Origin of the sequence: Methanolobus psychrotolerans (assembly GCF_002243045.1) — an archaeon.
Lineage (GTDB): Archaea > Halobacteriota > Methanosarcinia > Methanosarcinales > Methanosarcinaceae > Methanolobus > Methanolobus psychrotolerans.
The window spans coordinates 55,959-69,704 of record NZ_MBKP01000040.1 but is presented as its reverse complement, the minus strand read 5'-3'; the positions used below and the strand labels follow the sequence as shown (position 1 = coordinate 69,704).

Sequence of the window (13,746 nt, the reverse complement as noted above, 5' to 3'; positions counted from 1 at the left end):
CACATTTTCCTTTTTGGCCTCTATCTTTTTTCCAAATAATTTTTCGTATTCTCTTATGCCTTTAACACTTTTCAAACTTATACTGTTTACTTCACAATTTTCTGTAAAGTCACATAATTGAAGCAATACTTTCTTATATCCCTTGCCAGTAATCTTAATCATGGATTATACCTTTTTACGAGTTATTTTTACGATTGCAAACATAATATAGCTTTAATTAGGTATAATCCGTTCTATATAAGTTAGATTTGGATTTAGACTTGTTTTAAGTAAATTTTTGCATAAATAGGTGTCCTAAATGGAAATTAGGGGTAAAGAAGAAATTTAAAGGAAAATGGTTAAGCCTCAGTTACAAAATTTCCACAGATAGTGTTTTTAGAGTGTACATTGTTAATATATACTTTTTATGCGCAAATATTGTGGCAAATATATATGATATTTAACAATGTTTTTATAGTACAAAACCAATATTTAATTGGTGAATTTGTATGAAGAATAGTACATATACCGAAATAAAAAACGGAGTGATTTTACTTTTGCTGTATTTGATCCTGATGATTTCACTTGGGTTAATGTCAGAAATAACCCATTTCGTTTAAATTGGATGTATCTACTATTCATCAAGGCCTTTCTTGCCGAAAATATAGTTTGCAACCCTAATGGCATCCTTATCTCCCGTTTCTTTTCCTTCATCGTCACTTAGTTTCACTACCGGTATGCCATCAATACTATGAAGCTTAATGACCATGTTCAGGGGAGGGCTGGACCTGAAGAAATCATGGTTATTGGTAATGCTTGTTCCAATACCAAATATGCAGTTTATTCGGCCTTCACATTGCTTTTTGATCTCTATGGCATCGGCAGCAGAAAGTGAATCACTAAAAACGATAACTTTTGTAAGTGGGTTGATGCCCATTATATTATAGTGCTGTATGACCCTGTCTGCAAATTTAATAGGATCTCCGCTGTCATGTCGAACACCATCATATAACTTTGACAGCTTTATGTTGAAATTCCTGAAAAAAGGTTCCGAACCAAATGTGTCGGAAAGTGCAATTCCCAGATTACCTTTGTATACACTTACCCAGTTCTCCAGTGCGAAAAGATTGGCATTGCGCAGTCCAATTAGCGCGGAATTACCCATTATCCATTCATGGCCGATAGTCCCGGTTGGTTTAACACCGTATTTTTTGGCCAGGTACACATTGCTCGTACCGGAGAATGTCCTGCATTTGTGCAGTATCCTTACAGCAAGATCATGGAACTCAAAACTCCGTCTTCGTCGTGTTCCAAATTCAGAGAAAACACAACTGTTGCACTCAAGTTCCTTAGCGTTGCTGACAATGAGCTTTTCATATTCCCTCAGGAGATTATCATAACCGGACCCATTACCGTGCTTGCCAGCCTTCCAGTCCGTTTCTATCATTTCAAAATAGAGTTCTGAAATGGTAGCCATGAGGATTATCTCCCAGAGAATACTGCTATGCCAGGGACCTTTTATTGTAAGATCTAGGTCTGCATCCCCTGTCAACAGGACGCAAACTTCGGAAGGATCAAAACGATAGTTTTTGAGATACTCAACATAACTGGGTTTAAAATACGGGCATTCAGTCTTCAGCCATGTATATTCTTCCTCTGCCAGGCTGAGTTTAGGTATATCTTCTTTAATGATCCTTCTGAGCTCGTCAAGAAATTCTTCTGTGAAGCGCTGTTTACCTCTGTTGGTAAAACGATATTCTGCAGTTGCTTGTGGAAATAGCTCAAGGACTGCCATCTGCATTGTTAACTTATAAAGATCATTATCCAGTATTGAGCAAATCAAGTTGTTTCTTCCTTTTTGATTTTTGACGAAGTAATTACTGTATAGCCTTCTTACATGCGTATAACTTTTACCTATATATCATGTTTGTTTGTGCTCTGTATCGCAGACCAAAAAACAGGGCATGAATTTGTTCAGTATAGATTAATATAGTTCTATGTTATAATTATGTACAACTACTTACACAAGAGTATAGAATAACAGGAAAATAGAGTATCAATTGAGTGGCAATAAATGTATGAGGACAAAAACGGCATATATCTGCAGGAATTTAAAAACCTGCGGTTGGAGATAATTTCCCTGAAAAAGGATGTGAACAGGGCATTTGAACGATCGGGTCATTTTCATATGAACTCCCAGCTTATGGAAATGAAGGTTGATTTCTCACGACCGATCATACATTACATGCTGGAGGATATAAAAAATACATTTGATGATAACTTAAATCTGGAATGCGATAAAAAAGAGGTTTGTAAGCCAGCATTTTCGAATCTTCTTCAGGAGCTTGCGTTGCTCCTCATGGAAGATAAACTTACAGAGGATTCTCTGGTACTTTTCCAGGAAAGATTTGATGAACTTAAAGGATTTTTAGTCGCGGATAAATGTGACAACTGTGTAAAAAGTGCCGCCCGCATATTTGATAAACAAATGGAAATGATACGCTCATTCAACAGATCTTTAAATGACAGCCCGAATTCCAAGTCCGGCATAGACATTAATAGCATGTCAGATGATATTGTCACAGAAATATGCGAACCTCTTGCTAACAAACAGCGTCTTGCAATCCTCAAGTCACTGAATTCAGACACAAAGAGTTTTTCAGAGCTTTCAAAGATAACAGGTTTGCGTGGAGGAAATCTCCTTTTCCATATCCAGAAACTACTGGACACCGAAATGATAATCCAGATAACAGAGCGTGGAGATTATGTAATCACTAAGAAAGGTCACCTGACCTTGAAAGGGATGGCTGAGCTCTATGATAGACTTAACAATCAACAAATTCTGATTTAATTTTTAAACAGATATCTTAGTTCTGGTTCTTATGATTACCAATGACAGATAATTCAAAAGGACAGGTATTATGCACTGACAGGTTTTATGTATAGTTTCATTCGTTCTTTCAACCTGCTACACTCAGGTTCACTTTTAACCCGGATACTTCCATTATGCATTTCCACAAATTATTAAACCAGAGCCAGACCAAGTCAGGTACCTCCGTACTTTTTTGGTATACATATTCTTGTATCCTTTCATGAAAAATAAAAAAAAGTCAGGACCGAAAAAATTTAGCTTTTTCCGGTCCTTTTCGGTCCTTATTATTTAAGAAGGTATGCTTTCAAAGGCGGGAACCCGTTAAAAGCCACGGAACTGTAACTCTGCGTGTAAGCCCCTGTAGTAAAAATAAAGAGTCTATCGCCTTCTTTTAATGATTTTGGGAAAGCATATTTATGATCTTCATAGAGAATGTCCATACTATCGCAGGTTGGCCCCGCAAGTATAACTTCTTCTTCATAGCCCTTTTTCTCGGAGTAGATTGGATATTTTATAGATTCATCAAGGGTTTCTATAAGCCCTCCAAACTTTCCAATGTCCAGATATACCCATCTGTACTGGTTCAGTTTTGCTTTCTTTGATATCATGACCACTTCTGTTACAATGACTCCTGCATCTGCAACAAGTGAGCGCCCGGGTTCGATGATAATCTCCGGGTGATCTTCTCCAAAGTCTTCCTCTATAAAACGAAGTATTTCATGGGCGTATGTTTCAAGTTCATTGGCAGGTGAAATGTATTTAGCAGGGAATCCACCACCAAGGTTTATCATCTTAAGCTTTATGCCTTGCTCGGCCACTGCCTCAAAAATATACTTGCATTTAGAGATCGCGTTGTCCCATTGTCCAATATCGCGTTGCTGGGATCCGACATGGAATGAAAGACCATATGGGTCAAGTCCAAGGTCATGTGCTTCAAGTATCAGTTCATAAATGATATCAGGATGAGCTCCGAATTTACGGGATAATGGCCAGTCTGCCCCATCACTTTCAGTGAGCAGGCGGAAAAATACTCTGGATCCGGGAGCATTTCGTGCAATTTTCTTCATATCGCTCTCAGAATCCGTTACAAAAAGACGAATACCTTTTTCATATGCATAGGCAATATCTTTTTCCTTCTTGATAGTATTACCGTAACTTATTCTCTCCGGTTGAACTCCAAGTCTGATTAGCTGGTTTATTTCATAAATTGTGGCGGCATCAAAGTTAGATCCTTTATTCTTGAGTGCCGTTATGATTTCATCAGTAGGATTCGCCTTTATTGCATAATATATCTTTACAAAAGGCATGTTTTTAACCAGTTTATCATACATTTTTTCGACTTTAGCCAGATCTATAATAAGGAATGGTGTCTCTTTGTCCTTAGAAAATTCCTTGATCTTTTTAAAGTCCCCCTCAGAGATAAAATCATCCAGAGGAAAATTATACTGCTCTTTTCTCATATCTACTCCTTTTGTGATTAGACAAGTATCATTAGGAGCTAGTAAGTTGAATAAATAAAATTAGACCATACTAGTTTATTCAAATTAATACTTGATATTTTGGATTTAATAGTATTTTTAGTATTTAAAATTGATTCTTCGCAGTTATCGATTGATAATAATGATTATAAATCAAAACAATTACTCAATAGGCATCTATATTCATATATAATTGATATCAATGGCTTTATTTTCGAGTAGAGAATAATAAAACACGGTATTTTAAATTTTTTAGGTACAAAATTATCCTTTTATATTATCCACAGATTCCCTGAACATTGGGATCGTGAAAGAGAATGTACTTCCTTTTCCAACTTCACTCAAAACCCATATATTGCCACCATGCATTTTTACAAATTTCTTGATAATGGTCAAACCCAATCCAGTACCTCTATATTTGCGTGTTGTTGAACCATCGACCTGATAGAACGGATCAAATATCTTTTCTACATCCTGTTTGGAAATACCTATGCCGGTATCAGTGACAGATATCTGTACCAGATCATTGGTTCTATGGAGAGCACTGATAGTGATTGATCCACCTTCCGGGGTAAATTTGAGGGAGTTGTCCACAAGATTGTAAATTATCTCTTTTAACTTTGTGCTATCAGCTACGATATAGGTATGCTGAATAGCAATATCCATGTTAATTGTTATTCTTTTTTTGTTAGACAATATGGACATCATTGAATAAACATCATCAATGATACTCATCAGATCAAAAGTTGTGTAGTTTAACTCCATTTCGCCAAATTCCATCTGGGAGATATCAAGAATATTGTTGATCAAATTGAGAAGCAAATGCCCATTCTGGTTTATTGTGCTTATATATTTTCTTTGTTTTACGTTTATCTCACCCATCATCCCGTCTAAAAGCAGATCAGAAAAACCGATTATAGAACTAAGAGGAGTTCGTAATTCATGACTCGTGTTTGCCAGGAACTCACTCTTGCTTCGATTGGCGTTGTCAGACATCATTTTAGCATTGAGAATGGCTTCTTGAGCTTGTTTTCTCTCTGTGATATCGCGGAAGAACACAAGAGCTCCCTCAGAACCACCATAAATTACTGGAACCGCAGATACCTCTGCAACAAAAGAACTGCCATCAAGACGCAGGCAGGTCTCTTCTACCAATGGAACGCTCTGCCTTTCCTCATTCAGGCGATGAATGCGGCCCCGGACAGCAGCATGTGAATCAAAATGGAAACTATCCATAACAGGATGCCCTATTAATTGTTCCGGCGATTTGGCACCGAATAGTTTTAATGCTTCTGGATTCAGGTATGCAAATTTCCAGTCTGTCTGCACAAAGATTGCTTCTGGTGCATTTTCTACAAGAAGACGGAAACGTGCTTCACTTTCAGCGATTGCGTCCTGAGCCCTCCGTTCATCACTCTGGTCACGGAACACAAGCACCACACCTGTTATATTACCATCTTCATTAACAATAGGTGAACCACTGTCTGCTATTGGTATCTCCTTACCATCTCTGGAGATTAGCAATGTATGATTTGCCAGACCCACGATCATCCCTTCTCTAAGCACTCTGCGAACAGGTATTTCCACTTGCAGCCTTGTGTCTTCATTAATAATATCAAAAACCTCTTCCAGCGGTTTTCCATTTGCCTCGTCCTCTGTCCATCCTGTCATTTTCTCAGCCACAAAGTTCATTTGTCTCAGGTTTCCAGCAGTATCAGTGGTAATGACCCCGTCTCCAATGCTATATAATGTGGTTCTGAAAAGTTTTTCACTTTCTATCAAAGCCTCCTCTGCAAGCTTACGCTTTGTAATATCATGAACTATGGAGTAGAGTAATGTCCGTCCTTCAAGTAGTATAGGACCACTAAATACTTCTACATCCCTTACCGAACCATTAGCCAGAAGATGTCTGAAAAAGAAATGATTACGATGTTCTTTTCTGGCACGCTCCATCTCTTCCTTTATCTCAAACTGAGATAATGTATTGATATCTGCCACATTCTTCAGCCGCAATTCCTCAAGTGTCCATCCATAATATCCAACTGCTGCAGGGTTAGCATCTACTATAATTCCATTCTCCGGATCGATTATAAGCATGACTGAATGATTATTCTCAAACAGGCTGCGATAACGTGATTCACTCTCCCTGAGCTTATCTTCCATCAGCTTACGTGGAGTTACATCAGTAATGAAACCTTCAAGAGCTACCGCATTTCCCTTTGTATCATAGATTCCTTTTCCCTGCTCCCATACCCATTTAACTTCTCCTGAGGCAGTTGTTATTGTATATTCATCCTGGAATGTTTCTTTTCTGGAAAGGGTCTGTTCCCATTTTTCCCAAAGGTAGTTTCTGTATTCAGGCTCGATAAGATCATTAAAAGTAATAATTTTGTTATTAAGAAGGTCTTCAGGAATATAACCAGTTAATTTATAACAACCTTCAGATACAAACCGCATTGTCCAGTCGCGGTCATAATCACAACGATAGGCCATCCCAGGCAAATTAGAAAGAAGAACAGACTTACCCCTCTCACTTTCCTGAAGAGCCAGTTCCAGTTCTTTACGGTCGCTTATGTCCCTAATAAAGCAAAATATTCCTGGAATAAACATGTCGGAATAGATGGCACTTACTTCAATTTCAAGTATTCTGTCATTTTTTGTACGATGATGAGTTTCAAAGAGGTCTTTACCAACCTTCATTGTTCTGTCTATTTGATATATGATCTGCTTCTGGTTCATATCTGCTTCCAGATCGCATATGCTCATGCCAAGCAATTCATCGTACGAATAACCTGTCATTTCACAGTACTTGCTGTTTACCTCCAGAATCCTGCCTTCTGTGTCAATGTACCAAAAACCATCTGTTGACATCTCAGCAATTGTTTTATAACGTTGTGCATATTCCACAGTTTTCTGATCAACTTCATATTTGACCTGAAGTTCTTTATTTGTATGGTTGTGGCAACTCAATTCGATAGAAACATGCAGTTGATCATCAGAAAATGGTTCTATAAGGCAATTTGAAAACAACACATCTTCATGAAACAAGAAGTCCGGATCAATCGAGAGAGAAGTAATGAGAATAATAGGAATATTTTTGATTTTTAGGATATTTTCATTATTTTTGAGAATAGTGACTGTTTTTTCCTTTAAATGAAGTAAAATAATATCAATTCTGTAATTTTGAATAAAAGCCTCCAGACATTCAGTACTCAAAGACCTTTCATAAACTAAATAGCCTTTTGATCCAATTCTTTCAGAAAGAGCGGGATCATTTGATGCACTATCAAAAAGCAATAATACTTTTTTCATTCTACAATTTTTGTTTATCACGTACACAAAAAATTTACTATAATATCATATATAAAATTACTGCTTACTGGCATTATCTTCGTTATTTAAACGGAAAGAACATTTAAAAAAAGGAGTATGCTGCATAATATGGCAGTAGTTCTGCTTCTTTATCAAGAAAAAGGAATTAGAATGATTAAGGCTTAATTACCCAATTCATTCTTTTCGGAATTGTAACTTGATTGGTTGTCGCAGGTATTTTGCATAAATTCCGATTCTCAGTTAATGATATATGTAACCTGTACTGACATTGAAACAATAGATTCGCCTGGCTGGATAGGAGTGGAAACTCCACTATCGTCCATTGCTGCTTCGGGCATCGAATAATATATTCTGGAGCTACTACTGTCACTCATAGCGGTATTTTGTACACCGATTATCTCAACTCCCAGGCTGTTAGCAAGCATATCGGCTTTTGAAGATGCATCTGCTACTGCCTCATTGATAAGCTCATCACGAAGCTCTTTTTGCATTTCATCAGATACTGAAAAAGAAACACTACCAATCTGGTTTGCTCCGGCAGCTGCAGACCTGTCAATGATGTCACTCAGGTTATCGAGCATCATAGTTGTGACCTGTACGCTATTGGACGCAGAGTAGCCTTCTATGGTTTGTTTCCCGTCGTAATTGTATACCGGGTACACAGATATATATGAGGTCTGTATATTCTTATCCTGCAATCCAATAGCTTTGAGTTCTTTAATGACAGCACTCATCAGGATCGCATTCTCATCGGATGCTTCCTTTGCAGTTGCAGACTGGACTATAACACCTATACTCAACGTTGCAGTGTCAGGAACTACTTTTGTTTCCGCATATCCACTCATATACAAGGTATTTTCTGTACCCGGTGCACTCTGTGAACTGGCATATAATACGGCTATCATTAATACCAGTGCTATTGACAGGGCAAAGACAATATAGTATAATTTATTGTTCAAATTTTCTTGTGACATATTCCACACCCCTATTTTGTTAATTAAATATTCTATATTGCTTTGTATCTCTTTATATTCTTATCTAAAGGAGGTGCATTACATTTTTCAATTTATTTTGACAGTCATTTTAAAAATCTGTTTTCTAATCAAAAGTGATATAAACTGATAGTGCAAAACATAAAACAAGAGGTTTACAATGAAAAAGCTGATACTGATATCGTTGATCATAATGTTAGCTATTGCTATGTTATCCGGCAATGCTGTGGCTAATGCAATGGGTGATGAAAACTACAATGACCATAGTGCAGATGAGACACAACCTGGAAACGGGGACATCGGACCCGGCGAACCAAATGACAATATCTCTCCTTCAGAGGACCGAACACGAAACAAGGATGCATGACACTTTACAATTTGCTTTTTTTCTGAACTTTATTTTTACATGTTCATACTTTATGATTCATTGAGATTCATTCAGCCTGCAAAAACTAAAATAGATTGCAGACTGTCTTTCATTACATGAGTTCTATTCACAAAGATCTGGTCAAATCGCTCAACTCCAAGCAGGAATCATATGTGGATCTGGAATTACCAGACCCGACAAACGGTGAATATCTCCTTGGGGTATTTCACCTTGTACCAGGCGGGAAATTCAACATGCTACAGGCGGCTGCTGAAGTTGCTGCTGAATCTTCCACGGGAACTAATTTCAAAGTAACCACAGAAACTCCTTTTTCCAGGACAATGAATGCGCTGGTCTACCAGCTTGATCTGGAGAGGGAACTTGTCTGGATAGCCTATCCATGGAGGCTTTTTGACAGAGGGGGTAATGTCCAGAATATCCTTACCTATATTGTGGGTAACATCCTTGGGATGAAAGAAGTGGCTGCTTTAAAGCTTCTGGATGTCTGGTTTCCTCCATCAATGCTTGAACAGTATGACGGTCCGAGCTATACTGTGGATGACATGAGAAAATACCTGAACGTATATGAAAGGCCAATCCTGGGAACCATCGTGAAGCCAAAGATGGGACTTACTTCAGCTGAGTATGCCGAGGTCTGTTATGACTTCTGGAGAGGTGGCGGGGATTTTGTCAAGAATGATGAGCCACAGGCAAACCAGGATTTCTGTCCATATGACAAGATGGTAAAGCATGTAAAGGAAGCTATGGACAAAGCTGTCAGGGAAACCGGACAGAAAAAGGTTCACTCGTTCAATGTGTCAGCCGCAGATTTTGACACCATGATCGAAAGATGTGAAATGATCGTCAATGCAGGCTTTGAACCCGGAAGCTACGCATTTCTCATTGATGGGATAACTGCCGGCTGGATGGCTGTGCAGACGCTCAGGAGAAGATATCCGGGAGTGTTCATCCACTTCCATAGGGCAGCTCACGGGGCTTTCACAAGACCGGAGAACCCGCTGGGATTCTCAGTACTTGTCCTGTCCAAGTTTGCAAGGCTTGCCGGTGCTTCAGGAATACATACAGGCACTGCTGGTGTTGGTAAAATGAAGGGAACACCTGAAGAGGATGTTGTTGCTGCACACGGCATCCAGTATCTGAGTTCAAACGGTCATTTCTTTAAGCAAAGCTGGACAAAGATCCCGGAGAATGATAAGGATGCCATCGGTCTTGTGAACGAGGATCTGGCACATCATGTTATTCTTGAGGATGATAGCTGGAGAGGCATGAAGAAATGCTGTCCCATCGTGTCCGGAGGACTGAATCCTGTAAGATTGAAAACCTTTATTGATGTAATGGAGAACGTGGATTTCATAACAACTATGGGTTCTGGTGTACATGCTCATCCCGGTGGAACCCATGCAGGTGCCAAAGCCCTTGTACAAGCATGCGACGCCTATCTTAAGAATACTGACATTGCAGAGTATGCCAAAGATCATAAGGAGCTGGCACAGGCAATCGAGTATTTCACAAAAGCATCGAAAGATGCAATGTGATCAATTTTAGTACTTGTCAATTAGGGTGATGGTATGAAACTCAGGGATCTTGTGGACTGGAACGTTTACTGGTTATTGTTCATGGTGGCAGAGTTCTCGCTGCTTTTAGCCCTGCCATATTCTATATCGGTATCTACAGATATGATATATGATCTTGGAGGTTCGTTGCCCAATGTCCTGGCCGTCCAGTTTGCCCGTTCAACAATACTTTTTTTGTTGTTTATATTCATAGGGCTTTATCTTGGCAAGAAAGTTGGATTGGGAGCACCGTTTCTTGGATCACTCTCCGAAGGTAAGGGCCTGGATAAAAGTTTTTTTCCCTCCGTAAAATTGTCCATTTTCCTTGGTGCTCTTACAGGTGCTATCATTTTTATTCTTAGCTGGCTTGTATTTTCAATGTCAACTGAACCTTTTATCTCTCTTTTACTGACCCCGCCTTTATGGCAACGTTTTCTTTACTCATTCTATGCAGCTGCGGTGGAAGAGATTTTATTGAGATATTTCCTGATGACTCTTTTTGTCTGGATATCCTGGAAAATAAGAAAGACTTCAGAGAACCGTCCCACAAATACAGGTATCTGGCTTTCAATATTGCTAGTGAGCCTGATCTATGGATCGGTATATCTGATATCACCCTCGACAATGGATGTAGGACAACTGCAGATATGGGGTATTGTCATATTGAATGTAATTGCCGGGACAGTATTTGGATGGCTTTACTGGAAAAAAGGACTTGAAGCTGCATTTCTTGCAAACCTCACCACCAGCCTGATGATATTAGTAGTTCTGGGTTCATTGTTTTAAAAAGGATTTTCTAACCTTACACTAAAAGTGATTACAATTCTAAAAAACAAAAAGATGGAAAGTAAATGGGTCACTTTCCATTCTAGCGACAATAACCTGGTTCCCAAAGGAACAAATTCCCCTTTCGCTCATACTCCAATAATCGTGATGACTAAAGCCTGAACGTAACAAACCTGATGTGTGTGTGGGAGTAATGTGGAACAGGTTTGTTAGCGTTCATGTTTTTATCCGTTTTTAGCTTCAGTTATTTCAATCAAGTCCATATCGTACCACCGAATGGTCATACAATCACTCTGAATCATCAGCCTTTGTGACTGCAATCTGTAGTATATTTTCCAACTATATAAATATATCTATTCTTTAATATATAATGAGCATCATTATGATGATGTATGTGGACACTATTTCAAAAATCAGATTCTAAAGAGTCTACACAACTAATCATGAAATAGACAAGTCCCTACTTATACAGTTTTTTAGAGCAGGACTAAAATGATAAATTTATATACGTAAATGTTCAACATATAACTGCATTCTTATATTAATTAACTTATAATAATAGTAATAGTAGATCGATATGGTGCTCTGGCCTCTGGAAAAAATGGAAGACTCTATCATGAGATTTATAGAGTCTGTGAAAGGTAGTGAAAAAAGGATCCTGCTTTTTTTTATAGTCAGTGCAACTATACAAGTACTTATTCTTTATCTTCTGGACGGAAAAAGCCTGATCGATTCGATATATGCTACTGCTGCTACGCTAACTACAGTAGGTTTTGGAGATGTGTCTCCAAGTTCACCACTGGCAAGGCTCCTGTACATCCCCACCATGGGTATAGGTGTGCTTATGCTTCCTATTGTTGCCGTGTCGATATATGAGATGCATCAGAAGAAGGTGAGAGGGTTGAATAAATCTAACCAAAAGGATCATGTTGTCATACTTGGAAGTTCGAATGAAATTATAACGGCTGCTGTACAGGAAATAGCTGATTTCCAGGAAATTTGTCTTGTCTCTGAGATATATAACCTGAATCCATTCCCAGACAAGGTGCATTTCATCAGGGGAAGTCCGATAGAAAAGGTTTTTCTGATCAAGGCCAACATAGCTGCAGCAAAACATATTATTGTTGAAACGGGAAACGACAGTACCAATATACTCGCCACGGCCCTTGCAAGAGAACTTAACCCAACGGCTGAGATAATTGCAACCATCACTTCAGAAGAAAGGTACGGAACCCTGAAATCACTTGGAGCTAACCATATCATTAATACTGATACCTTCACCGGGCGCTTACTTGCATCAGCAGTCTTTGAGCCTTCTGTTGTTAATCTCATATCAGATGTCACAACTTCTCTTGTAGGACATGATTTTGTGGAAATGAATATCACAGAAAAACTCCTGGGAAAAACAGTTGGTGATATAATAGTTGACCTTAAGGCAAAGGATGGCATGACCCTGCTTGCAATCTATAGGAACAGGGAAAACATAGTAAATCCTGCCATAGACATAGTACTTGAAAAGGGAGATAAGCTAGTGGTGCTGGTGTGATGGAATCGTATGATATCCTTATTCTAGAATTGAATCCATGTACTTTTTCAGATAAGTATGCAGGCCGTCTATTTCACGGTTATGCGGAAGACTATTGATCACTTTATCAATGTAACCTCTTTCCCTGACAAGCCTGAAAGTTTCGATGAAGTTCAGATCGAACAACCATGCAAGACGGGTGAGTTTCATATCATTGCATGTTCTGATATTTTTAACACTTAATACTTTGTTAGCGAAGATATCCTTTATCAAGTCTGGGGAATATTCCGAAATGTCAGATAACCCCATATCGATAGCAGGATTTGGGGATGTTTTTTTTATTTCATAGTAATCGGTCAGGACTTGATATATATCCAGTTTATCCGCATCCCTGATAAGTCTGGAATGAAGGAGTGTTCTTTGATCAAGACCATCTGGTATTCTTTGAATGTTATGATTCATGATGGCTGTAAGGATGATTTCCTGCTCTTCCGAAGGCAGATCTGAAAGAATTCCTGCTGCCTTCAATATCTCCATTCCCAGAAGGGCATGGTTTTCAGATTCAGAATCCTTGAAAGTCCTGTATTTAAGAATCTGTTCGAACCGGCCGATATCGTGGAAAAGAGCAATCGTTCTTGCAAGATTATAGTCTTCAGCATCCAGATTCTCAGACCTTGCGATCAGGGAGACATTATCACATACCCTGATACTATGCTCTTCCTTGAGTATGACATTCTGCTGAATAAAGGCATCATCTGAATAAAAAGACCTGACATAATGGTAGAACCATTCATTGAAATTGAGAAAATCTTCTTCTTTCATTGGTTTACCCCTTGCAGG

At 38.6% G+C, this 13,746-nt stretch carries 10 protein-coding genes; 5 read left to right on the top strand and 5 right to left on the bottom strand.

The genetic code is table 11. The annotated features are described in order from the left end of the window. Positions 1-613 precede the first annotated feature (613 nt). Positions 614-1,822: a nicotinate phosphoribosyltransferase gene (gene pncB, locus BB781_RS12240; protein ID WP_094228765.1), complete on the bottom strand. Its 1,209-nt coding sequence runs from the start codon at positions 1,820-1,822 to the stop codon at positions 614-616. A 231-nt stretch (positions 1,823-2,053) separates the two neighbouring features. Here pncB and BB781_RS12235 point away from each other — a divergent pair, with 231 nt between their 5' ends. Continuing rightward, the gene (locus tag BB781_RS12235) at positions 2,054-2,830 is read left to right on the top strand and encodes a winged helix-turn-helix domain-containing protein (RefSeq protein WP_094228764.1); all 777 of its coding nucleotides are present in this window, start codon (positions 2,054-2,056) and stop codon (positions 2,828-2,830) included. 305 nt (positions 2,831-3,135) lie between these two features. On the opposite strand, the gene BB781_RS12230 is transcribed toward BB781_RS12235, so the two are convergent. The 3 genes from BB781_RS12230 to BB781_RS12220 form a co-directional block, all read right to left on the bottom strand. Then, entirely contained in the window at positions 3,136-4,311 is a 1,176-nt protein-coding gene (locus BB781_RS12230) for a type III PLP-dependent enzyme (protein ID WP_094228763.1), read from the bottom strand. Between the two features lie 282 nt (positions 4,312-4,593). Continuing rightward, the gene (locus tag BB781_RS12225) at positions 4,594-7,641 is read right to left on the bottom strand and encodes a PAS domain S-box protein (RefSeq protein ID WP_094228762.1); all 3,048 of its coding nucleotides are present in this window, start codon (positions 7,639-7,641) and stop codon (positions 4,594-4,596) included. Between the two features lie 257 nt (positions 7,642-7,898). Then, complete coding sequence (locus BB781_RS12220) at positions 7,899-8,636, bottom strand: SIMPL domain-containing protein (RefSeq protein ID WP_094228761.1); 738 nt, start codon at positions 8,634-8,636, stop codon at positions 7,899-7,901. 178 nt (positions 8,637-8,814) lie between these two features. On the opposite strand from BB781_RS12220, the gene BB781_RS12215 reads away from it, so the two are divergent. The 4 genes from BB781_RS12215 to BB781_RS12200 all read left to right on the top strand — a co-directional run bounded on the left by BB781_RS12215 (position 8,815) and on the right by BB781_RS12200 (position 12,927). Then, positions 8,815-9,021 carry a hypothetical protein gene (locus BB781_RS12215; RefSeq protein ID WP_094228760.1) on the top strand — a complete coding sequence of 69 codons (207 nt, stop codon included), beginning with the start codon at positions 8,815-8,817 and terminating at the stop codon, positions 9,019-9,021. Positions 9,022-9,137: 116 nt separating this feature from the next. Continuing rightward, complete coding sequence (locus BB781_RS12210) at positions 9,138-10,577, top strand: ribulose-bisphosphate carboxylase (protein ID WP_094228759.1); 1,440 nt, start codon at positions 9,138-9,140, stop codon at positions 10,575-10,577. Positions 10,578-10,610: 33 nt separating this feature from the next. Further along, positions 10,611-11,381 carry a CPBP family glutamic-type intramembrane protease gene (locus BB781_RS12205; protein WP_094228758.1) on the top strand — a complete coding sequence of 257 codons (771 nt, stop codon included), beginning with the start codon at positions 10,611-10,613 and terminating at the stop codon, positions 11,379-11,381. A 616-nt stretch (positions 11,382-11,997) separates the two neighbouring features. Continuing rightward, positions 11,998-12,927 (top strand): potassium channel family protein, encoded by a 930-nt coding sequence (locus BB781_RS12200; RefSeq protein WP_164997877.1) that lies wholly within the window; start codon positions 11,998-12,000, stop codon positions 12,925-12,927. Positions 12,928-12,945: 18 nt separating this feature from the next. Here BB781_RS12200 and BB781_RS12195 read toward each other — a convergent pair whose 3' ends face one another. Beyond that, complete coding sequence (locus tag BB781_RS12195) at positions 12,946-13,728, bottom strand: HD domain-containing protein (RefSeq protein ID WP_094228756.1); 783 nt, start codon at positions 13,726-13,728, stop codon at positions 12,946-12,948. Between the last annotated feature and the right edge of the window lie 18 nt (positions 13,729-13,746).

Excerpts from the sequence above, each read along its gene's own strand:
- BB781_RS12235 (WP_094228764.1), top strand. The coding sequence starts at position 2,054 with ATGTATGAGGACAAAAACGGCATATATCTGCAGGAATTTAAAAACCTG.
- BB781_RS12230 (WP_094228763.1), bottom strand. The coding sequence starts at position 4,311 with ATGAGAAAAGAGCAGTATAATTTTCCTCTGGATGATTTTATCTCTGAG.
- BB781_RS12225 (WP_094228762.1), bottom strand. The coding sequence starts at position 7,641 with ATGAAAAAAGTATTATTGCTTTTTGATAGTGCATCAAATGATCCCGCT.
- BB781_RS12220 (WP_094228761.1), bottom strand. The coding sequence starts at position 8,636 with ATGTCACAAGAAAATTTGAACAATAAATTATACTATATTGTCTTTGCC.
- BB781_RS12215 (WP_094228760.1), top strand. The coding sequence starts at position 8,815 with ATGAAAAAGCTGATACTGATATCGTTGATCATAATGTTAGCTATTGCT.
- BB781_RS12210 (WP_094228759.1), top strand. The coding sequence starts at position 9,138 with ATGAGTTCTATTCACAAAGATCTGGTCAAATCGCTCAACTCCAAGCAG.
- BB781_RS12205 (WP_094228758.1), top strand. The coding sequence starts at position 10,611 with ATGAAACTCAGGGATCTTGTGGACTGGAACGTTTACTGGTTATTGTTC.
- BB781_RS12200 (WP_164997877.1), top strand. The coding sequence starts at position 11,998 with ATGAGATTTATAGAGTCTGTGAAAGGTAGTGAAAAAAGGATCCTGCTT.
- BB781_RS12195 (WP_094228756.1), bottom strand. The coding sequence starts at position 13,728 with ATGAAAGAAGAAGATTTTCTCAATTTCAATGAATGGTTCTACCATTAT.